We start from the raw sequence: 21,027 nt of genomic DNA, 5'->3' as shown, positions 1-21,027 counted from the left end.
TTTGAAATATTAATTACACATTGAATCTAAAATGAATCACATCTCCATCTTTGACCTCATAGTCTTTGCCCTCTAAACGCAGTTTTCCTGCTTCTTTAGCTCCGCTCTCTCCTTCATAAGCGATAAAATCTTCATAACTTATCACTTCAGCCTTGATGAATCCTTTTTCAAAATCATTGTGAATCACACTTGCAGCCTTTGGAGCCTTATCACCTTTGCGTATAGTCCAAGAACGTACCTCAAGCACTCCTGCTGTAAAATAATTAATGAGTCCAAGCTTATGAAAGGCTGTGCGTATGATTTGATGAAGTCCGCTCTCTTTAGCCCCCAAAGAGCTTAAAAATTCACTAATTTCCTCCTCACTCAAACCAATCAACTCCTCTTCAATCTTAGCACAAATTTTTATCACTTCTTGATTGTGTTTTGTGGCATATTCTTTAAGCTGTTTAACAAAAGCATTGTCTTTTGAAAGCCCTTTTTCATCGACATTTGCACCATAAATCACTTCTTTAGCAGAAAGCAGTCTTAATTCTTTGATTAAATTTTTGTAATGTTCACTCTCTCTACCCTCAAAGCTGTTTGCAGATAAACCTTGATTTAAATGCTCTAGCAAGGAATTTGCAAGCTCCAAACTCTCTTTAGCACCCTTTTGATTTGCCTTTGCTTCTTTGTTGAGTTTTTCTATCTTTTTGCTTAGCTGTTCAATATCTGCTAAAATCAGCTCTGTATTGATAATCTCAATATCTCTTATAGGATTTATGCCACCTTCAGTATGCGTGATATTTTCATCATCAAAGCATCTCACTATATGTAAAATCACTTCAGTCTCACGAATATTTGAAAGAAATTTATTGCCAAGCCCCTCCCCTTTACTTGCACCTCTAACAAGTCCTGCAATATCTACAAATTCAATCAAAGAATGCAAGATTTTTTGAGGTTTGACAATTTTAGCAAGTTCAAAAAGTCTAGAATCCGGCACTTCAACCAACGCTTTATTAGGCTCTATAGTGCAAAAGGGATAATTAGCACTTTGAGCGTTTTGAGCCTTAGTTAAGGCATTAAAAGTTGTGGATTTTCCAACATTTGGTAATCCTACTATGCCAACACGAAGATTCACTGAACTTTCCTTAAAAGATGCATAAGGAAATTCACGCACATTCTAACCCCAGCTCCCCCAGCACCAAAACTTGTATAACCCCAAGCTTTTTCAGTGTAAGCCGGTCCTGCTATATCAAGATGAAGCCATTTGTCTTTGTATTCTTTGCGTATGAATTTATCAAGAAAAATTCCTGCCGTAATGGCTCCACCATAGCGACTTGAAGCTGTATTGCTAATATCTGCAATATTTGATTTAACAAGCTCTTTTAAATGGGGATTAAAATGCAATATAGTTGTGTATTCTCCGCTTTTTTTGCTGCTAAGATAAAATTCGTTTTGCAATTCCTCGTTATTTCCCATAATGCCGGTTGTAAATTCTCCAAGCCCCACAACACAAGCACCAGTTAAGGTTGCCATATCAATGAGTAAATCAGGCTTTAAATCTTGTGCAAAAGAAAGGCAATCCGCCAGCACGAGTCTGCCTTCAGCATCTGTATTACGCACTTCTATGCTCACACCCTCGCGAGAGATTAACACATCATCAGGCTTATACGCATCGCCTCCTATCATATTTTCCGTTGCACCTAAAACGCAATGAACTTCAAGTTCTAAATTGAGCTCACAAACTGCTTTGATAATACCCATTGCAGCAGCAGCACCGCTTTTGTCCGCTTTCATTGTAAGCATATAATCTGAAGGTTTTAAGCTAAGTCCTCCGCTATCATAGGTCAATCCTTTTCCTACAAAGATAATGCGTTTTTTTGCGTTTTTAGGCTTATAACTTAAATGAATCAAACGTGGCGGATAGATTGAAGCACGATTTACAGCTAAAAAAGCATTCATTTTTTCTTTAGCAAGGAAGTTCTCATCATAAATTTTACAAAGTATGTTTTTATTTTCTTTGGCTAATTTTTGTGCATCTTTTGCCATTTTTAAAGGGGTGTATTCTTGAGGAATTTCATTGACTATGTCTTTAGCAAAATTCGTTGCACCAGCTAGAATTTCTCCTCGTTTAAGACCGAGATTAACTTTGTCTGAATCAAATTTTTTGCCATTGATTTCATCTTTTGAAATGATGATTTTTTCAAGACTTGATTTCTTTTTCTCGCTTTTATATTTATCAAATTTATACGCCCCAAAAAGTATGCCTTCAGCCAAACAAGCAAAACTTCTTGTAACGCACTCTCCTATAATAGAAGGGGTTTTAATGCTTTTAATATTGAGTTTTTCAAGATTTTTATAGGCTGTGAAAAAAGCGAGTCTTATATCTTCATAAGAAAGGCTTTTAAGTTCTATAAAAAGCTTTTTATTTGCTAAATCTAGGCAAATTCCTTCACCTTTGTAATTGTTAAGTTTAAAAAAATTTGCCGATGAGGCGAATTTTTTAAGATTTTTATCTTGTATAAATACGAGTTCAAAATCAGCTTTGATTTTATTTAAACTTTGATGGCTAAATTCAAATTTCATTGTTGTTCCTTTTTATGTTTAAGTATAGCTTTTTCCATTTGTTTAAAAGAAAAGAGTAAAACCGATAACAAAGCCACGATGAGAATTGCAGCATAATACCAATGATGCTTTGCCCAAGCTAAAAATTCTTCAATTAAAGCACCAAAATACCAAGCTAAAAGTATGGTTATAGTAGCCCAAACCCAAGCACTGATAAGATTGATAAAGGCAAATTTTTTTGCACTATAACGCGTTATACCTATACTCATAGGAATTATAGTTCTAAAACCATACATATATCTTTGTATAAAGATAATAGGCCAACCAAAACGTTGCAAGAGTAAATGTGCTACGGCAAATTTACGTCTTTGTGTGTGAAGTTTTTTTTGTATTAATTTTTTATTATATCTGCCTATATAAAAATAAATTTGGTCTCCAACAAAGCCTCCAATCCCCGCTACAAAGATAGTTAAAGCTAAATTTAATTTTCCATCATGAGCTGCAAAACCTGCAAAAATGAGTCCAAGCTCACCTTCTAAGATACTCCAAAAGAAAAGTATGACATAACCCCATTTTTCTACGTGTTCATTCCATATGCCAATGATAAATTCTTCAAAAGAAAAATCTTTTGTGATTAACATATAAACCCCATAGGCTACGAGAAATATAATTGCTAGAAAAATACAAATTCTAAACATTTTTTTCATATTTCAACTTTCCTTTCTCAATCTTTTAAATTTCTAAAACACTATAAACAGAAGTCAGTTCTTTAAGTTTTAAATATCCTTTTAAATCTTTAAGATTAAGCAAGAAAAAAGCTTCAACACATTCTCCTCCCGCCTTTTTTATCAGCTCATAAGAGGCTAGAGCCGTTCCACCTGTAGCAATGAGGTCATCAACAAGTAAAACTTTAGCCTTTTTAATACCCCTAAAAGCATCTTTGTGAATTTCAATGCTGTCTGTTCCGTATTCTAACTCATATTTGCAACTAAGAGTCTCAAAAGGAAGTTTATTTGCTTTGCGAATGGGCACAAAGCATAGAAGCAAAGATAAAACCCCTGCTTTCTATCCCTGCAATAAAATCTAAATTTTTATCTTTATAATATGCTTGCAAATGTTTAAGCAAGAAATTTAACGCTTCTTTGTTATTGAGTAGAGTTGTGATGTCCTTAAATAATATCCCTTTTTTAGGAAAATCCGGAATATTTCGTATGCTTTCAAGCAGATATTTTTGCTCTTGTTGTGTCAGTTTTTTCATAATAATGCCTCGATTTTTGCTTCTAATTCTTTAATTCTTTGTCTTAATTTATCATTTTCTAAGCGATATTGAGAATTTCTTGTTCTTAGTGAGGTTAAATCGCTTTTAATTTTATTAAGCTCTTCTGTAAGTATGTCTATATTTCCTAGACTTCTTTGAAGTTGCACTTGTAATTTTCGGATGACAATTTCAGTATCATCAAGATTATTTTTGATAAAATCCTTAGAATTTTTCTCTTTAGAAAGTAAGGTTTTATAATAAAATAACATAACAATTAAGTAAATTGTTATACAAATGAGTATTGTCAAAATCAGCCAATTTCCAAACATTATAAACCCGCCTCAATTTTTTGAATTCTTTTTATATGTCTTCCTTCTTCAAAAGGAGTTTGGATAAAATTTTCAATAATATCTAATGCCAAATCCACTCCTATCAGTCTTGCCCCAAGGGCTAAAACATTAGCATCATTGTGTTTTCTTGCAAATTTTGCACTTAAACTTTCATGACATAAGGCACAACGAATTTTTTTGTGCTTGTTTGCAGTAATTGAAATTCCAATCCCTGTGCCACAGATTAAAATTCCAAAGCTTTTAGAGTCCATTTTACTTGCAAGTAAATGTGCATAATCGGGATAATCGCAGCTTTGTTTGCTATCTGTGCCAAGGTCTGTAAAAGAAATTTGCTTGTTTTTTAAAAATTCACAAATTTTTTCTTTAAGCTCAAATCCTGCATGATCACTTGCAATATAAATTTTTTCTCTTAGCATTTAACACCTAAAATATATAATAAAACCATCATTTTAGCATAAAATAACTAAATGAATAAAGTTTGTTTTCTTTTTCTTGTTATAATTATATTGCAAAAGATTTAATAAAAAATTATCATTAAAGAGAGATTTGTGATGAAATTAGTATTAATAGGCTCTTCAACAGGTGGTCCTAATCAGCTTAGATTTCTTCTTGAAGATATAAATGTAAAAAACACTTGCATTATTGTGGCTCAACATATGACAGAAAATTTTATCCCATCTTTTATCAAGCAATTCGATAAACATTCTTTGAGCAAAGTTTCTGTATTAAACGATAAAGAATATTTGAGTAATAAAATTTATATTTGCTGTAAAAATACAATTTTATCTAAATACAATAGTCCGTTAAAAAAGCATTCTGATATAGTTTCGCATTGGCAAGATATTCAAACTCCTTATAGCCCAAGTGTGGATTTACTTTTTGATTCTGCAATAGCATTTGCTAAAACAAACGAAATGTTAGCCATTCTTTTAACGGGAATGGGAGATGATGGGGCAAAATCATTGCTTAAACTTCATCAAGCTGGAGTCAAATGTTTAGCAGAAAACGAAGAAGATTCTGTAGTTTATGGAATGCCAAAGAGAGCAAAGCAGCTCAATCCGGATTTAAAACAAATGAGCTTAGAGTCTATTAAAAAAGAAATTTTGCAATTTATAAAATAAATTTAAAAAATATTATAGGGGGGGGGGTTATAAAAAATGGTTGAAAAAAATATTTTAAATGATTTAGAATTGAATCACTTTATTAAAATTATCAATGAATTATGTGGAATGGATTTAAATGATAAAAAAAATACTTTATTGTTAAAATTACCAAATTTCCTCGAAGAATTAAATTTTAAAAAAATGGCTGATTTATTAATTAAAATGAGGACTAATAAAGATATTAGACAAAAAACTTTAAATTTTGTAACTATCACTGAAACTTATTTTTTAAGAGAATTATCGCAACTTCAAGAGATAATTTATTACATAAAAAGTTTAGAAAAAAGAGTAAGTGTTTTAAGTGCTCCTTGTGCAAGTGGAGAAGAAGTGTATTCTTTAGCCATTTTAGCAACTAAACATTTTGTTAAAGACATTGAAATTTTGGGCATAGATATCAATTCTAATGCAATAGAAAAAGCCAAAAAAGGCATATATAACGAAAGAGCTTTGCAAAAATTCACTCCAGCAGAAAAGAAAAAATTTTTTACTGAAGAAAATTCAAGTTATAAGATTAATAAAAGCAAATTTTGTCCTTGCAAATTTGATATTTGTAATGTTTTGGATAATAATTTTTTAAATTCTAAAAAATTTGATGTGATTTTATCAAGAAATATGCTGATTTATTTTGATTACGATTCTAAACTCAAGCTTATGGAAAATTTTCATAGAATTTTAAATGATGATGGACGCCTTTATATCGGTAGTGCTGATTTGATTCCGGATAATATTTTCTTTGAAAAAGTTTTTTCTCCCGGTGGAAATTATTATAAGAAAATTTGATGTTTTAGCTTTCTATTACCATTAGTTACATGCTCTTAATTAAATTTGAGCATTTAAGCTAGTTTTATGTATAGTTTAGGAAAACTAAATTAAGAACAATGGATTTGATATTTTAGAAGGATAAAATTTTGATTGAACTGAAACAAGTGAATAAATACTATGGAAAACACCATGTTTTAAAGGATATTAATCTTAAAATACAAGAGGGTGAAAAACTTGTCATTATAGGACCTAGCGGAAGTGGAAAAAGCACGACTATACGCTGTATGAATGGACTTGAAGAGGTCAGTTCGGGTGAGGTGATTGTTAATAATCTTGTTTTAACGCATAAAAATAAAATTGAAATTTGCAGAAAATATTGTGCTATGGTTTTTCAACATTTCAATCTTTATCCCCATATGAGTGTTTTGCAAAATTTAACTCTTGCACCGATAAAACTTCAAAAAAAGAGTAAAAAAGAAGCTGAAGAAATCGCTTATCATTATCTTAAGGTTGTAGGGCTTGTGGATAAAGCAAATGTCTATCCTGCAACTCTTTCAGGCGGACAACAACAAAGAGTAGCCATAGCAAGAAGTCTCTGTTCTAAAAAACCCTATATACTCTTTGATGAGCCAACTTCCGCACTTGATCCAGAAACCATACAAGAGGTTTTAGACGTGATGAAACAAATTTCTTTACAAAGCAATACAACAATGGTAGTTGTAACGCATGAAATGGGTTTTGCTAAAGAAGTTGCAGATAGAATCATCTTTATGGAAGATGGGGCAATTGTTGAAGAAAACATTCCTAAAGAATTCTTTTTAAGTCCAAAAACACAAAGGGCTAAGCTTTTTTTAGGAAAGATTCTTAAAAACTAATTTAATTTTAAAGGAGAAAAAATGTTTTTAAAAAAAGGTTTATTAAAAATATTTGCACTAGCTTTGGGTGCAAGTGTAATGCTCTCAAGTGCTTTTGGAGCTGATTCAAAACTTGATGAGCTTAAAAGTAAAGGCACTCTTGTTGTAGGTGTGAAAAATGATATTCCGCACTATGCTTTGTTAGACCAAGCCACAGGTGAGATTAAGGGTTTTGAAGTCGATATTGCTAAATTGCTTGCTAAAAGCATTTTAGGCGATGAAAATAAAATCAAACTTGTTCCGGTCAATGCTAAAACAAGGGGACCCTTGCTTGACAATGGCACGGTTGATGTGGTGATAGCGACTTTTACCATCACTCCGGAAAGAAAGAGAATTTATAATTTTTCTGAACCTTATTATCAAGATTCTGTTGGTTTGCTTGTGCTTAAAGAAAAAAATTATAAATCTTTAGCAGATATGCAAGGTGCAACCATAGGTGTAGCACAGGCTGCAACGACTAAAAAGATTATTGATGAGGAGGCAAAAAAATTAAATATAAAAGTTAAATTTAGCGAGTTTCCAGATTATCCTAGTATAAAAGCGGCTTTAGATTCTAAAAGAGTTGATGCTTTTTCTGTAGATAAATCTATACTTTTAGGTTATGTTGATGACAAGAGTGAAATTTTAGCTGATTCTTTTGCTCCGCAAGAATATGGTATTGTAAGCAAAAAAGGAGATGAGAAATTTGCAAAATACATTGATGAATTTGTAAAAACAAACAGAAATGCCATAGAAAATTTAGCAAAGAATTGGGGTTTGTAAGATATGAATGAAAGTGTAGGTTTTGTTGAAAAATTGCGAGAATTTTTCATCCATTTGGGGCTTTATGATGAAAATAGCGTAAGCCCCTTTGCACTTTGGAAATTTTTAGATACCTTAGAGCATAGTGATGAATTTTTGCAAGGTTTTCTTTATACTTTAGAGGTGAGTGCCCTAGCCTTAGCCATAGCTATAATTTTTGGCACAATAGGCGGGATAATGGCTACAAGTAAAAGTAAAATCATCAAAGCCTACACGCGAATTTATGTTGAAATTTTTCAAAACACTCCTTTGGTGATACAAATTTTCTTTTTATATTTTGGTTTGCCCCATTTAGGAATCAACCTTGATGTTTTTACTATTGGAGTTTTAGGTGTTGGAGCTTATCATGGTGCTTATGTGAGCGAAGTGGTGCGAGGAGGAATTTTGGCTGTGGATAGGGGGCAGTTTGAGGCTTCTGCTTCTCAAGGTTTTACTTATATCCAGCAAATGAGATATATCATTATCCCACAAACCATTAAAAATATCTTACCTCCGATGAGCAATCAAGTTGCAAATTTAATCAAAAACACTTCAGTGCTTTTGATTGTTGCGGGAACAGAGCTTATGTCCGTCGCAGATAGCTATGCTTCTGATTTTGGAAATTATGCACCCGCTTATATTTTTGTAGCAATTTTGTATTTTATCATTTGTTATCCTTTAGCATATTTTGCAAAGGCTTATGAAGACAAGCTCAAACTTGCCACAACAAGATAAAGGATTGATGAATGCAAAATGTTTTTAATGCTCAAAATTTAGATTTTTTATTGCTGGGTTTAATCTTAACTCTTAAAATTGCCTTAGCAACTTGTATCATTTCTATGATTTTTGGAACTTTTTTAGCAATTACTAGAAATTTTGGTGGTAGAATCAGTCGTTTTTTAGCAAGTGCTTATGTGGATATTTTTAGAAATACTCCGCTTTTGCTTTGGATGCTTGCAGCCTGTTTTGTTTTGCCTGTGTTTTTTGGGCAATTTTCTCAAGCTTTTTGGGGGACTATAGGCTTTTCTTTATATACAAGTTCGGTTATGGCTGAAATCATTCGTGGAAGTTTAAATTCCATTCCTAAGGGACAATTTGAAGCAGCGTATTCTCAAGGTTTTAGTAAATTTTTTACACTGTTTTATATCATTTTACCTCAAACCTTTAGAAGAGCCATTCCTGCTTTGCTTTCTCAAATCATTACGACGATTAAAGACACTTCATTTTTAGCTGGACTTCAAATTGCAGAGCTTACTTATCAATCCAAAATTCTTTTAGCTCAACTCAAATCTTTTGAAGAAATTTTAGTGATGATTGCTTTGGTGGCTGGAATTTATTTTGTGATTTGTTTTTCTCTTTCTATGCTTGTGAGATATTATGCGAAAAAAACTGCCTATGTGGTTTAAATATGCAATTTTTCTAAAAAGTTTTTGACTCTTGTATGAGAGGGATTGTTGAAAAAATGTTTTGCTTCTCCTTGCTCTAAAATCTCTCCATTTGCCATAAATATGATTTTATCAGCAAGATTTTTAGCAAAATTAAGCTCATGAGTTACGATAATCATCGTTTTATCTTTTATATTTTTAATCACTTCTAAAACTTCTGCAACGAGTTCTAAATCAAGTGCAGAGGTTGGTTCATCAAAAAGCATGACTGAAGGATTTAAGGCTAAGGCTCGAGCTATAGCAACTCTTTGCTGTTGTCCTCCGCTTAATTCATAGGGATAATTTAAGGCTTTAGCCTCTAAATTCACACTTTTAAGCCTTTCGTAAGCTATTTCTTTTGCTCTATTTTTAGGCATTTTATAGACAACAATTAAGGCTTCTGTGATATTTTCTAAGATATTTTTATTGATGAAAAGATTGAAATTTTGAAAAACCATAGCACTTTTCTTTCTAAGTTTAAAGGCTTCATCCTTGCTAAAATTTGCAAAATCTAATTTTAACTCATCGATACTGATTCTACCGGTATCAGGAATTTCAAGCAAATTTATAGTCCTTAAAAAAGTGCTTTTACCCGCTCCGCTAGGTCCTATGATAGCGATAATTTCGTTAGTTTTCACTTCAAGATGGATATTTTTTAAAACTTGTTCTTTTTTGAATTTTTTGTTAAGATTCTCGATTTTTAACATTTTCAACCTTTTGAATGATAGCTTTTTCTAAAATTTTTAATTTTCGAAAATCAAACTGATTTTTCTACAATTTTTTCCAAAACATATTTTTCAAGTGAAGTGCGTGGAATCTCATCTTTTAGGGCTTGTTTATATATTTCTTCAACGATTTTAGAGTATTTTTCATAAATAAAACAAGGAAAATGAATCTCCCAAGCTTTTTGAATGAGTTTTTTAGAAATCATTTTTCGCATATAAATTCTAAAAATATCATAAAAAATAAAAACCAAAGCCGTAACCAAAACCGCACTGATAATGCTGACATGAAAGTCCAAAAGTGTAAAAAAATAATGCGTAATCAAAAGCAAAGGCAAGAGGACAAGAGAGCATAAAATTCCATAATAAATATAAGAATTCAAAGTTTTAAATTTATAATTAAGTTTTGCAGGATCAACGAGCATTCCTTCATTAAAAAGTGCATTTGCCTCAAGCAAGTCTCTTAAGAGCACAGGCTGTTCTGAAATTTTAAAGAGAAAATTAAGACTAAATTGTTTGAATTTTTTCATTTTATTCCTGTTTTTTGTTTTAAATTTTATGATTTTATCATAAAATTTACAATATAATCATAACTGCGATAAAAATTTTTAAGGAGTTTAAATGGCTGATTCTCGGTTTGTGATGAATTTAAAGGGTATTAGCACAGCCTTTATTCCAAGAATCTTTTTTCAAAGAAAACTCCCTAATATTTTTAAAGAAATTTTAAGATACAAAGATGAAATTTTAGAGCAAATCTGCTTTCGCGTGAATTATTATCATCAAATCAATCAAGATTTTAGTGAAATTTTATTGCACTCAAAGGATAAAGAAAAATTAGGTCAATTTCCCTTCAAAAAAACTTCAAAAGCCTTTGATGCCTATAAAATTACAAAGTATTTTAATGATGATTTTTTAATCATAAAAAATTATGCTGATATTTCTTATAAACTCAACGAACCAAGCATTTGTAAGGACAGACTTATAGGAGATGAAAATGGCATTATCTTAAAGCTTGATACCCATAGGCATTTTATTTTTTTGCATGACACTCAAAATTTTGAAGATAAAAAAGATTTAGCTGTTTTTAGAGGAGCGAGCTATCAAGAGCATAGAAAGAAATTTTTGCAAATTTATTCTGGGTCAAAATATTGTGATTTTGCTCATGTAATGGGAAATGGGGGGGGGTAAGCCTGAAATTAAGAATTTTAGAAAGAATTTTTTAAGTAAAAAAGAGCAAATGCGATATAAATTTATTGTTTCTTTGGAGGGAAATTCCTTTGCAAGTAATTTAATATGGGCTATGTTTTCAAATTCTTTGGTTTTAGCTCCTAAGATGAGGTGTGAAACTTGGTTTATGGAAGGACAGCTCAAACCGGATGAACATTTTGTTTTAATTGATGAGCAGAATTTGGAGTCAAAAATCGAATATTATATGACTCATCTCAAAGAAGCACAAGAGCTTATTGACAATGCTCATTCTTACATCGAGCAATTTTTGGATAAAAGAAAAGAATTTCATATAGGAATTTTAGTTTTGGCAAAATATTTCTACACTTCAAAACAAATGGATTGTCCTAAAGAAATTCTTAATTTGATTAAAGGATAAACAATGATGAAAGAAAAACAAATTATTTTTTTAAATGGTGAATTTTTGGACAAAAATGAGGCAAAGATTAGCGTTTTTGATAGAGGATTTATCTTTGGAGATGGAATTTATGAAGTTGTGCCTATCATCAAGTCAAATTTAGTCGATAGGGAGGAATTTTGGGAGAGATTTTTACGCAGTTTAAAAGCCATAGAGCTTGAATTTCCTTATGAAAAAAGTGAATTTGAAAGCATTTTAAAAGAATTGATTTTAAAAAATTCCCTTAAAGAGGGTGGAGTTTATATACAGGTTACAAGAGGTGTTGCGTCTAGAGAATTTGCTTTTGTTAAGGGATTAAAACCTACAATTATGGCTTTTGTTTTTGAATGTAAGGTTCTTGAAAACGAATTTAAAGATAAAGGGATAAAAATCATAAGTGTGAGTGATTTGCGTTGGAAAAGACGCGACATTAAATCCACCTCGCTTTTAGCACAATGTTATGCTAAAAATTTAGCCTATAAAGCTAAGGCGGATGAAGCTTTTATGATAGAAAATGGTAAGGTTAATGAGGGTTCAAGTGCGTCCGCTTTTATCATTAAAGATAAAACTCTTATCACTAAACCTCTTTCTAATGAAATTTTAAGTGGAATTCGTCGTAAAAATATCCTTTCTTTTGCTAAAGAGCTTGGCTTAAAGATTAATGAGAGAGCTTTTAGTATGAGTGAGGTTTATGCAGCTGATGAGGTCTTTATTTCAGCAGCGACATTTTTGATTTTACCTGTGATTAAGGCAGATGATAAACTTATAAATGGTGGAAAAATCGGAGAATTTGTGCCAAAATTGCGTCAAAAATATATAGAAAAAATTATGAAAGAGGCTGAAAGTTAAAGATTAAATGAAATTTAATATTAATGGCTTTTGATTGAGTGGCTTTTAAATTTGTATCGAAATTTTTTTGCAAAATAAGTTTAAACTTTAGAAATTTAAATCAACTAAAACCATAAAAAGCAAGATGTGAAGACATTTAGTATTTGTCTTTCAAAAGATAAAATTTGCTTTTAAGTATTGATGAATCTTTATCTTTGGTAAAAATTTTATTTTAAATATCACATCAATTGATAAGAATATTATCTTAAATTTGATTTATTTTAATTTCATAAAAATGATTTTTTTATTTATCCCACAATCACCACAGCCATAGCAAAGCCAAAATCATGAGAAATACTCAATGAAGCGGTTTGGACCTTAAAATTTTTTAGAATTTTTTGCGAAAAATCAAGCTTTGGAGCGTTTTTAGAGTCTTTTGAAATTTTTATATCAAAAAAACTGCATTCTAAAGAGATTCCAACGCCCAAAGCTTTACTTGCTGCTTCTTTAGCTGCCCAAAGTCCCGCAAGACTTGAACTTGTTTTAAAAAGTTTTTGCTCGTCTGTGTCTAAAAATTTATCTAAAAATTTTTCCCCATGTTTTTGATAAATTTTTTCAATTCTAGCGATACTGACAAGATCACAGCCTATTTTCATTAAGAAACGACAAAATCTGTAAAATAAACATTTTTGATAAAACCATCGGTGAGTACTTCATTGATTTTACCGACAAGTTCATCTTTTAATCTCTCCTTACCCTTAGCTGTGCTTATTTCCTCAAAGGTCTTAGCTGTAAGAGTGCGAATGATTATATCGCGAATGATTGCAACTTTTTTATCAAGCTCTGTTGTTAAGAGGTCTGTATTTTGCTCTAATTCTATCGTGCATTTGACATATCTTGAGCCTGTATCGCTAAGTAAATTGAGTGTAAAAGGATCAAGAGGATACATAGGACCTATATTTGCAAAATCGCTTCCCCTTTGATTGGGAGATTGAGCTTTTGCTTTGCCTTTAACTTCTTCTTGCGGTGCCTCTTTAACCTCGCTTTCATCTTGTGAAGATGAGCTTAAAAGCCAAGCAATCACTCCCATTATGCTAAGAAGTAAAACAAATAACACAATGACAATGATAATGACAAGCATACCGCTTTTTTTCTTTTTTCCACCCTCTTCGTTTTCTACTTCTTCTTCTGCCATATGATTTCCTTAAGATTTATATTTATGATTTTAATGTAAAATTATAGCAGAAAATTTTTAATCTTGTATTTTCAAATGAATTTTTTAAGGAAAATTAATGCTGGATGTGATTTTTAGAGAATATGATATTAGAGGAATTTATGGTCAAGAACTCAATCGAAGCAGTGCAAAGGCTATCGGTTTTTGTTTAGGTCTTAAAATGCTTGAAAAAAAATGCAAAAACGTCAGCGTTGGCTATGATGCAAGATGCAGTGCTGGCGAGCTTTTTTCTTATCTTGTGAGTGGTTTAAACAAAGCGGGGATTAAGGTTTATAATTTAGGACTTATCCCAACTCCTCTGGGATATTTTAGTCTCTATGAAGGAATGAAATTCGATGCAAATATTATGATAACAGGTTCGCACAATCCAAAAGAATATAATGGTTTTAAAATAACCATACATAAGGAAAGTTTCTTTGGAAAAGAACTCAAAGAATTTTCTAAAGAAGTTTATAAACATTTAGATGATGAGATTGAAGAGAATTTAGAGGCTGAAAATTATGATATTTTAAGTCTTTATATAGAATTTATGAAAGAGCAATTTAAAAATCTTAAGGGCTTTGATTATGAATTTATCATTGATTGTGGCAATGGTACCGCCGGAGTTGTGATAGAACCTTTGATAAAGGCTCTAAATTTAAAGGCTCGTATTTTATTTTCTAAGCCTGATGGGCAATTTCCAAATCACGCACCTGACCCTACTGAAGAGAAAAATTTAAGAGCCGCACAAGAGCTTTTAAAACAAAATTCGCAATTTAAATTCGCTTTTGCCTTTGATGGAGATGCCGATAGAATGGTAGCTTTAACGCGAAATCATATCTTTTGCGGAGATGAGCTTTGCTATCTTTTTGCCAAAGACATTCCAAATCCTAGAATTTTAGCAGAAGTGAAATCTTCTCAAAATTTATTTGACGCTGTTGAAAAATTTGGAACAATTTTTATGGGAAAAACAGGACATTCTAATATCAAAAAAATGATGAAAGAAAAAAGAATCGACTTAGCCGCTGAAGTGAGCGGACACATCTTTTTTAAGCATCGTTATTTTGGTTATGATGATGGAATTTATGCTTTTTTAAGGGCTTTAGAGCTTATTTTTAAGGGCTATGATTTAGAAGATTCCATCAGAGCTTTACCGCAACTTTACACAACACCAGAACTTAAAATTCCAGCAAAAGAAGAGCAAAAATTCATTCTTGTTGAAAAATTTAAAAATGCCGTTAAAAATGGACAATTAAATGGAGTGAAAGAGCTTTGTGAAATTGACGGAGTGAGGATAAAATTTGAAGAAGGTTGGGCTCTTTTGAGGGCATCAAATACAAGTGCTTATCTCATCACACGTTTTGAAGCAAGGAGTGAAAAAGAAGCTCAAAAAATCAAAACACAAGTACTAGAGCTTTTTGAAAAAATTCGAGCGGGAATTTAAATAGCTTTTTGAGTTAAATTTGATTTTTATTTTTTATCTTAGCAAAGATATAAAACACAGCGCCGATTACAAGCCCTCCAAGTCCTATGATGATGTCTGAAAGCGGAGCATTAAAAAGCAACCAAAAGCTGATTAAAACAGCTAAAATGGGGACTATAAAAGGGAGTTTGAAAGGAGATTGAGGCAGGTTTTTACGTTTTCTTAGTGCGATTACAGCAAGACAAGTTGGGACATATTGAATGAATCTTGAAATGACACTAATTGCAGCTAAGATTGCAAAAGAGCCTATAAGTGTGCCATAAAGTGCAAGGGCAAGGGTGATGATTCCTGTGATTAAAATTGCATAAACGGGAGTTCCTTTTTTATTTTTATAAGCAATGAAATTTGGTATAAGTCTATCTTGTGCGATGGCTTGTCCTACGCGTGGAGTGAGGATTGAGCTTGCTATGGATATGCCTGCGATTGAAATTAAAGTTGCAATTTGGACGATAAAGGCTCCTATTCCATTAAAAACAACATTGAAAGCAGCGGCTATGGGTGCATTGCTTTTTGCTAAGTCAAGCCCTAAAATTCCAATGGATACGCCGATAATCAAAAGATAAAACACACAAATTCCTAACATGACTAAAATCAAAGCCTTTGGTAAATCTTTTTTAGGATTTTTATAATCCTCTGCTGCAATTGCTAAGCTTTCAAAACCCGTAAAAGCATAAAATATAATCAAAGCTGCCATACCAAAAGCGTCCCAAAAAGGAAGAATTTCACCTTTATCATCAGTGCCAAGAGCAATGAAAGGGGTAAAATTTTCAGCACGAACATACCAAAGACAAATCAAAATAAAACATACAAGCGGAGTGAATTTGACTAGAGTGGCGGTGTTATTAAAAATCTTTGAAAATCCTATTCCTGCTAAATTCATTGCTGTGAGCAAGAGGATTAAAAACACAGCTGTAAAGGCTTTAAAATGCGTTGGAATATCGGCATTGATACCAAAAACGAAAGAACCAAAAGCTTCGCTAAATCCCGTAATCATAGTTGCCCATGCAATGATGGCTATTGCGTATTTCATAAAACCGACTTCAAAGCCTACGAATTCTCCAAAAGCCTCTCTTGCATACACATAGGCTCCGCCATTTCTTTCAAATTTAGCTGAAACTTCCGCAAAACAAAGAGCGATTAAAAACACAAGCACAGCGACAAAAATAACCACTACAAGGGCAAAAGGACCCACAAGAGCTACGATTTTATTTGGCAATAAAAAAATTCCGGTGCCAACAATAGCATTAAACCCTAATAAAACAACGCTAAAAAAACCTAATTTTGAATTCATTTTTCATTCCTGCAACAATTTTCTAAGAATTTTTCAAAAATAAGCTTAGAGTATTGATCTTTCATCACTTCAGGATGCCACTGGACTCCAAAAACCAAATTTTTACTTTCTTTTAATTCTATACCTTCGATTATTTTTTTATTTTTTGCACAAATTTTTAAATTTTCACCAAGAGAACTGATGGCTTGATGATGAAAAGAATTCACCCAAATATTCTTCGGTAAAAATGCACTAAGAAAGGAATTTTCGATAATTTTTACCCTATGACTTGCCTTTGAAGGTTTTTCTTTTTGGATGTGATTTTGCTCCGTTTTCATATAAGAAAGATCTTGATACAAATGACCACCAAAAAAGACATTAATCAATTGCATACCGCGACAAATTCCAAACACATTTAATCCAATCTCCAAAGCACATTCGAGCAAATCAAGCTCAAAAATATCCCTTTTTTTACAAGTTTTTCCCAAAAGTTTTTTAGGTTTTTCTCCATAAATACAAGGGCTAATATCAAAACCACCGCTTAAAATCAAACCATCACTTCGTTTTAACAGCTCTTTTGCATTTTGTTTATTGCAATAGGGAATCATCATCACACCTAAATCTTGCTTTAAAGCAAGTAAGCTTTTTACATAATCAGCATTAAGATAAAATTTATCAGGAAAAATATTTGTTTTTATTTTCATTGAACTTGAAGAAATTGCGATAATCATCAAACTTGCCTTTCAGGTTAAAGTCAAGTAAAAGTCCTTCAAATAGACCATACTAAAAAATCAAACTCTTATTTTCAAAGTTTGAAAACGATTATAAGAAAAAAATGTAAATTTTAACTTAAAATTATAATGTTTTAGAAGGATTGAATTTTCCTTTTTTAAGTTCATCAAGTAAATTCTCAATTTGATAAATTTTTCTTAAATTTTCATCAAAAATATGAATCATAATATCTGCTAAATCAAGCACACTCCATTCCTCTCCGCTTTCTATGTGTAAAAATTCCTCATTTTTAAGTTTTGTTTGCAATTCATCAATCAAAGCTAAAGTATGTTTTTGTCCCAAACTTGTGCAAATGATGACAAAGCTAACAAAATATTCTTCTTCACTCATATCCACAACTTTAATGTCTTCTGCCTTTTTTTCATCTAAAATTTTAACGATTGAAGCGATTCTTTTTTGCATTTTTATCCTTGAAATTTTTTGAAATTATATCAATGTTTTTGTAAATAATATTTTTTAACCTCATCTTTAATTTCCTCACAAATTTCATGAGTATCTAAAGTTTCACGAATAAAAGAAGAAGAAATTTTTACCTTTGTATCAAGGTCTTTAAATTGCTTTGGAATTTCTATATCGTCGCGTTTGGCTACTACAAATTCAACCAAATGAGAGAGTTTTTCAAAATCATGCCAAAGATGGAGAGAATTTAAATGATCAGCCCCTATGAGTAAATAAAATTTTTTAGTTTTGTAAATTTTATTTAAATATTCAACACTTTCAATGCTCGGAACAGGACGCATTTGCTTGATTTCATAGTTTGAAATTTCTACTTTTTTTAAATGTCCCCAAAGTTTTTTCACCCATTTAAGCCTTTGCTCTGCATCGGCACTTACTTTTTCTTTAAAAGGGCTGATAAAAGTTGGCATAATAATGAGTTTATCAATATCAAGCGTATTTAAAGCCTCTTTAACAATAGCATTGTGTCCATTATGTGGTGGGTCAAAACTACCACCAAAAAGTGCGATTTTCATTAAATTTTTTTAAACCTTTTTTTTGTAGAATATTAACATTTTATTTCGAAAAAGGAAATTAAATGGCTATAAAAATTGCTATAAATGGTTTTGGACGCATTGGAAGGTGTGTAGCAAGAATCATCTCTCAAAGAGATGATGTAGAACTTGTTGCGATTAATGATACGAGTGAAATAGAGCTTATGGAATATCTTTTTAAATATGATTCAGTTCATGGTGAATTTAAAGGAGAAGTTAAAGCTAAAGATGGAGAATTGATAATCAATAATCAAACAATCAAAGTTTTTAAAACGCGTGAGGCAAAAGAGCTTGATTTTGCAAAATATGGAGCACAAATTGTATTAGAATGCACGGGAGCAAATTTGACTCAAGAAAAATGTCAAATTTTTTTAGACAAAGGAATTGAAAAATTGATTATGAGTGCTCCTGCAAAAGATGATACTCCAACTTATGTTTTAGGTGTTAATTCTAAGTTTTATAAAGGCGAAAGAATGATTTCAAATGCGAGCTGCACTACAAATTGCTTAGGTCCTGTGTGTCGTGTTTTGCAAGATAATTTTGGGATTAAAAAAGGCTTAATGACAACCATTCACGCCTATACAAATGGGCAAAGTATCATTGATTCAAAGGCTAGAGACAAAAGAAGAAGTCGTGCGGCTGCACAAAATATTATCCCAACTTCAACCGGTGCAGCAAAAGCTATGAAACTTGTAATGCCAGAGCTTAACGGAAAACTTCACGGACAAAGTATGAGAGTTCCGGTTATTGATGTTTCAAGCGTGGATTTAACTGCTCAACTTGAAAAAAAAGTGAGTAAAGATGAGATTAATGACGCTTTTAGAAAGGCGGCTCAAGGCGATTTAAAAGGCATTTTACTTGTTGATGATGAGGAGAGAGTTTCAAGTGATTTTATCACTTGTCCCTATGGAGCCATTGTAGCAAGCGATTTAACTCAAGTCATTTGTGATGATTTGATTAAAGTGATTGCTTGGTATGATAATGAATGGGGTTATTCTTCTCGTTTAGTCGATATGGCAGTTTATATTATGAAGGCTTAAGCGATGAGTAGTGATATTATTTCGATTAAAGATATAGATTTAGCTAATAAAAAAGTTTTCATTCGTTGTGATTTCAATGTCCCACAAGATGATTTTTTAAACATCACCGATGACAGACGCATTCGCTCGGTGATTCCTACGATAAGGTATTGTTTGGATAATGGTTGTAGCGTGATTTTGGCTTCTCATTTAGGACGACCTAAAGAATTTAATTCCAAATACTCCCTTGAACCTGCAGCCAAAAGACTTGCAAGATTGATGAGTAAAGAAGTGATTATGGCAAAAGATGTTGTGGGTGAAGATGCAAAAAGGAAGGCTTTAAATTTAAAAGCAGGTGAAATTTTAATGCTTGAAAATTTACGTTTTGAAAAAGGTGAAACCAAAAACGATGAAAATCTTGCTAAAGAACTTGCATCAATGGCTGAAATTTATATCAATGATGCCTTTGGTGTGTGTCATAGAGCCCATGCAAGTGTAGAGGCTATAACAAAATTTTTTAAGATTAAATGTGCAGGATTTTTACTTCAAAAAGAAATTAGCTTTGCAAATAATTTGATTAAACACCCTACAAGACCCTTTGTAGCAGTTGTAGGAGGTTCTAAAGTGAGTGGCAAACTTCAAGCTCTTACAAATTTACTTCCAAAAGTAGATAAACTCATCATCGGCGGAGGTATGGCATTTACTTTTCTTAAAGCTTTGGGCTATGATATAGGGAATTCGCTTTTAGAGGAAGAGCTTTTAGAGGAAGCAAATAAAATTTTAGTTAAAGGAAAAAATTTAGGTGTGAAGATTTATTTACCCGTAGATGTGGTTGCTGCGGCTTCTTGCTCAAGTGATGCGGTGGTTAAATTTGTGCCTTCTCAAGAAATTCCAAGTGGTTGGATGGGGCTTGATATTGGTCCAGCAAGTGTAAGACTTTTTAGAGAGGCAATTTCAGACGCACAAACCATATGGTGGAATGGTCCTATGGGTGTTTTTGAGATTGATAAATTCAGCAAGGGAAGCATTAAAATGAGTCATTATATCGCCGAGAGTTATGCTACAACCGTCGTTGGAGGCGGGGATACAGCTGATGTGGTTGCAAGGGCTGGAGATGCAGATGAGATTACTTTCATCTCCACAGGTGGGGGAGCCTCGCTTGAACTTATCGAGGGAAAAGAGCTTCCGGGCGTTAAACCATTAAGAATGAAGGTCAATGAATGATTTTTGCAGCAAATTTAAAATGCAATCATACAAGAGAAAGTTTTAAATCCTATGCAGATGCTTTAAACAAGGCTCTTAAAAATAAAGATGAGGAAATTTTCGTTTTTCCACCAAATGTGGCTTTTTTAAAAGAAGATTTAAAATTCACTCAAGGGACTCAAAATTTTTACCCTTGTTTTAAGGGAGCCTTTACAGGAGAAATCGGTAAAGAGCATTTGGACGAATTTGGTATAAAATGTGTGCTCATAGGACATTCTGAAAGAAGAATTTTAGATAATGAAGCTTTGATTAAGGCTAAATTTGATTTTGCAAAAGAGCAAAATTATACCATCTTTTTTTGTATAGGAGAGGATTTAAAAACCAAAAATTTAGGAAATTCAAAAGATTTTCTAAAAAAACAACTCGAAGCTATAGACTTAAATTATGAAAAACTTATCATAGCCTATGAACCTATTTATTCTATAGGAACAGGTATCAGTGCGGATAAAGAAGATATTAGTGATATTTTAGAAACTCTAAGTGTTTTAACAAAGGCAAAACTTTTATATGGAGGTTCTGTGAATGAAAACAATATCAAAGAAATTCAAACGATAAAGCATTGTAGCGGTGTTTTAATCGGTTCTGCAGCTTTAAAAATAGAAAATTTTATAAAATTGATTAAAGGATAA

Annotated in this window: 26 protein-coding genes and 1 pseudogene; 13 read left to right on the top strand and 14 right to left on the bottom strand. The window is 32.1% G+C overall.

Annotation, left to right across the window (positions count from 1 at the left end):
- Positions 1-13: 13 nt before the first annotated feature.
- The 6 genes and pseudogenes from ychF to rpiB form a co-directional block, all read right to left on the bottom strand.
- Positions 14-1,117 carry a redox-regulated ATPase YchF gene (gene ychF, locus CCUN_RS02860; RefSeq protein ID WP_027306341.1) on the bottom strand — a complete coding sequence of 368 codons (1,104 nt, stop codon included), beginning with the start codon at positions 1,115-1,117 and terminating at the stop codon, positions 14-16.
- On the bottom strand, positions 1,114-2,565 hold the full coding sequence (locus CCUN_RS02855) for a leucyl aminopeptidase (protein ID WP_027306342.1): 1,452 nt from the start codon (positions 2,563-2,565) through the stop codon (positions 1,114-1,116). Before CCUN_RS02855 ends, ychF begins: the two co-directional genes overlap by 4 nt.
- Positions 2,562-3,185 carry a DedA family protein gene (locus CCUN_RS02850; RefSeq protein WP_027306343.1) on the bottom strand — a complete coding sequence of 208 codons (624 nt, stop codon included), beginning with the start codon at positions 3,183-3,185 and terminating at the stop codon, positions 2,562-2,564. The genes CCUN_RS02855 and CCUN_RS02850 overlap by 4 nt, the downstream gene beginning before the upstream one ends.
- Before the next feature lie 91 nt (positions 3,186-3,276).
- Positions 3,277-3,802: pseudogene (apt, locus tag CCUN_RS02845) on the bottom strand (adenine phosphoribosyltransferase).
- The gene (locus CCUN_RS02840; protein WP_027306344.1) at positions 3,799-4,131 is read right to left on the bottom strand and encodes a membrane protein; all 333 of its coding nucleotides are present in this window, start codon (positions 4,129-4,131) and stop codon (positions 3,799-3,801) included. Before CCUN_RS02840 ends, apt begins: the two are co-directional and overlap by 4 nt.
- Complete coding sequence (gene rpiB, locus CCUN_RS02835) at positions 4,131-4,568, bottom strand: ribose 5-phosphate isomerase B (protein ID WP_027306345.1); 438 nt, start codon at positions 4,566-4,568, stop codon at positions 4,131-4,133. The genes CCUN_RS02840 and rpiB overlap by 1 nt, the downstream gene beginning before the upstream one ends.
- A gap of 135 nt (positions 4,569-4,703) precedes the next feature.
- On the opposite strand from rpiB, the gene CCUN_RS02830 reads away from it, so the two are divergent.
- The 6 genes from CCUN_RS02830 (at position 4,704) to CCUN_RS02805 (ending at position 9,177) form a co-directional block, all read left to right on the top strand.
- Positions 4,704-5,273 carry a CheB methylesterase domain-containing protein gene (locus CCUN_RS02830; RefSeq protein WP_027306346.1) on the top strand — a complete coding sequence of 190 codons (570 nt, stop codon included), beginning with the start codon at positions 4,704-4,706 and terminating at the stop codon, positions 5,271-5,273.
- A gap of 36 nt (positions 5,274-5,309) precedes the next feature.
- Positions 5,310-6,095, top strand: a complete 786-nt coding sequence (locus CCUN_RS02825) for a CheR family methyltransferase (protein ID WP_027306347.1) — start codon at positions 5,310-5,312, stop codon at positions 6,093-6,095.
- 128 nt (positions 6,096-6,223) lie between these two features.
- On the top strand, positions 6,224-6,952 hold the full coding sequence (locus CCUN_RS02820; protein ID WP_027306348.1) for an amino acid ABC transporter ATP-binding protein: 729 nt from the start codon (positions 6,224-6,226) through the stop codon (positions 6,950-6,952).
- A gap of 21 nt (positions 6,953-6,973) precedes the next feature.
- Positions 6,974-7,753 carry a transporter substrate-binding domain-containing protein gene (locus CCUN_RS02815; RefSeq protein WP_027306349.1) on the top strand — a complete coding sequence of 260 codons (780 nt, stop codon included), beginning with the start codon at positions 6,974-6,976 and terminating at the stop codon, positions 7,751-7,753.
- A 3-nt stretch (positions 7,754-7,756) separates the two neighbouring features.
- Positions 7,757-8,506 carry an amino acid ABC transporter permease gene (locus CCUN_RS02810; protein ID WP_027306350.1) on the top strand — a complete coding sequence of 250 codons (750 nt, stop codon included), beginning with the start codon at positions 7,757-7,759 and terminating at the stop codon, positions 8,504-8,506.
- Positions 8,507-8,517: 11 nt separating this feature from the next.
- Positions 8,518-9,177, top strand: a complete 660-nt coding sequence (locus tag CCUN_RS02805) for an amino acid ABC transporter permease (protein ID WP_027306351.1) — start codon at positions 8,518-8,520, stop codon at positions 9,175-9,177.
- On the opposite strand, the gene CCUN_RS02800 is transcribed toward CCUN_RS02805, so the two are convergent.
- On the bottom strand, positions 9,174-9,902 hold the full coding sequence (locus tag CCUN_RS02800; RefSeq protein WP_027306352.1) for an amino acid ABC transporter ATP-binding protein: 729 nt from the start codon (positions 9,900-9,902) through the stop codon (positions 9,174-9,176). The genes CCUN_RS02805 and CCUN_RS02800 overlap by 4 nt on opposite strands.
- Positions 9,903-9,952: 50 nt before the next feature.
- On the bottom strand, positions 9,953-10,447 hold the full coding sequence (locus tag CCUN_RS02795; RefSeq protein WP_027306353.1) for a hypothetical protein: 495 nt from the start codon (positions 10,445-10,447) through the stop codon (positions 9,953-9,955).
- A 91-nt stretch (positions 10,448-10,538) separates the two neighbouring features.
- Between CCUN_RS02795 and CCUN_RS10010 the strand changes: the two genes are divergently transcribed.
- Genes CCUN_RS10010 through CCUN_RS02785 form a run of 3 tightly spaced genes read left to right on the top strand, consistent with a single transcriptional unit; the run spans position 10,539 to position 12,390 of the window.
- The gene (locus CCUN_RS10010; RefSeq protein ID WP_240471211.1) at positions 10,539-11,105 is read left to right on the top strand and encodes a hypothetical protein; all 567 of its coding nucleotides are present in this window, start codon (positions 10,539-10,541) and stop codon (positions 11,103-11,105) included.
- Positions 11,106-11,154: 49 nt separating this feature from the next.
- Positions 11,155-11,523, top strand: coding sequence for a glycosyl transferase family 90 (locus CCUN_RS10005; RefSeq protein WP_244893541.1), 369 nt, complete (start codon positions 11,155-11,157; stop codon positions 11,521-11,523).
- Positions 11,524-11,526: 3 nt separating this feature from the next.
- Positions 11,527-12,390, top strand: coding sequence for an aminotransferase class IV (locus CCUN_RS02785; protein WP_027306354.1), 864 nt, complete (start codon positions 11,527-11,529; stop codon positions 12,388-12,390).
- Between the two features lie 287 nt (positions 12,391-12,677).
- On the opposite strand, the gene acpS is transcribed toward CCUN_RS02785, so the two are convergent.
- Together acpS and fliL are read right to left on the bottom strand one after the other, a co-directional pair.
- On the bottom strand, positions 12,678-13,025 hold the full coding sequence (gene acpS / locus CCUN_RS02780) for a holo-ACP synthase (RefSeq protein ID WP_027306355.1): 348 nt from the start codon (positions 13,023-13,025) through the stop codon (positions 12,678-12,680).
- The gene (gene fliL, locus CCUN_RS02775) at positions 13,025-13,564 is read right to left on the bottom strand and encodes a flagellar basal body-associated protein FliL (protein WP_027306356.1); all 540 of its coding nucleotides are present in this window, start codon (positions 13,562-13,564) and stop codon (positions 13,025-13,027) included. The genes acpS and fliL overlap by 1 nt, the downstream gene beginning before the upstream one ends.
- A gap of 97 nt (positions 13,565-13,661) precedes the next feature.
- On the opposite strand from fliL, the gene CCUN_RS02770 reads away from it, so the two are divergent.
- On the top strand, positions 13,662-15,026 hold the full coding sequence (locus CCUN_RS02770) for a phosphomannomutase/phosphoglucomutase (RefSeq protein WP_027306357.1): 1,365 nt from the start codon (positions 13,662-13,664) through the stop codon (positions 15,024-15,026).
- 13 nt (positions 15,027-15,039) lie between these two features.
- Here the strand turns inward: CCUN_RS02770 and CCUN_RS02765 are convergent, their stop codons facing one another.
- The 4 genes from CCUN_RS02765 to nadD form a co-directional block, all read right to left on the bottom strand.
- Positions 15,040-16,356 (bottom strand): APC family permease, encoded by a 1,317-nt coding sequence (locus tag CCUN_RS02765; RefSeq protein ID WP_027306358.1) that lies wholly within the window; start codon positions 16,354-16,356, stop codon positions 15,040-15,042.
- A complete protein-coding gene (locus CCUN_RS02760; protein WP_051521746.1) occupies positions 16,353-17,066 on the bottom strand; it encodes a gamma-glutamyl-gamma-aminobutyrate hydrolase family protein in 714 nt (237 codons plus the stop codon). The genes CCUN_RS02765 and CCUN_RS02760 overlap by 4 nt, the downstream gene beginning before the upstream one ends.
- A gap of 124 nt (positions 17,067-17,190) precedes the next feature.
- On the bottom strand, positions 17,191-17,529 hold the full coding sequence (rsfS, locus tag CCUN_RS02755; protein ID WP_027306360.1) for a ribosome silencing factor: 339 nt from the start codon (positions 17,527-17,529) through the stop codon (positions 17,191-17,193).
- A gap of 29 nt (positions 17,530-17,558) precedes the next feature.
- Positions 17,559-18,098 carry a nicotinate (nicotinamide) nucleotide adenylyltransferase gene (gene nadD, locus CCUN_RS02750; protein ID WP_027306361.1) on the bottom strand — a complete coding sequence of 180 codons (540 nt, stop codon included), beginning with the start codon at positions 18,096-18,098 and terminating at the stop codon, positions 17,559-17,561.
- Positions 18,099-18,160: 62 nt separating this feature from the next.
- Between nadD and gap the strand changes: the two genes are divergently transcribed.
- Genes gap through CCUN_RS02735 form a run of 3 tightly spaced genes read left to right on the top strand, consistent with a single transcriptional unit; the run spans position 18,161 to position 21,027 of the window.
- Entirely contained in the window at positions 18,161-19,156 is a 996-nt protein-coding gene (gap, locus tag CCUN_RS02745) for a type I glyceraldehyde-3-phosphate dehydrogenase (protein ID WP_027306362.1), read from the top strand.
- A 3-nt stretch (positions 19,157-19,159) separates the two neighbouring features.
- Positions 19,160-20,359 (top strand): phosphoglycerate kinase, encoded by a 1,200-nt coding sequence (locus CCUN_RS02740; protein ID WP_027306363.1) that lies wholly within the window; start codon positions 19,160-19,162, stop codon positions 20,357-20,359.
- Complete coding sequence (locus CCUN_RS02735; protein WP_027306364.1) at positions 20,356-21,027, top strand: triose-phosphate isomerase; 672 nt, start codon at positions 20,356-20,358, stop codon at positions 21,025-21,027. The genes CCUN_RS02740 and CCUN_RS02735 overlap by 4 nt, the downstream gene beginning before the upstream one ends.

It is taken from the genome of Campylobacter cuniculorum DSM 23162 = LMG 24588 (assembly GCF_002104335.1).
Classification (GTDB): domain Bacteria; phylum Campylobacterota; class Campylobacteria; order Campylobacterales; family Campylobacteraceae; genus Campylobacter_D; species Campylobacter_D cuniculorum.
Note: the sequence above shows the minus strand (reverse complement) of the source record. Positions and strands in the feature narration are given on the sequence as shown.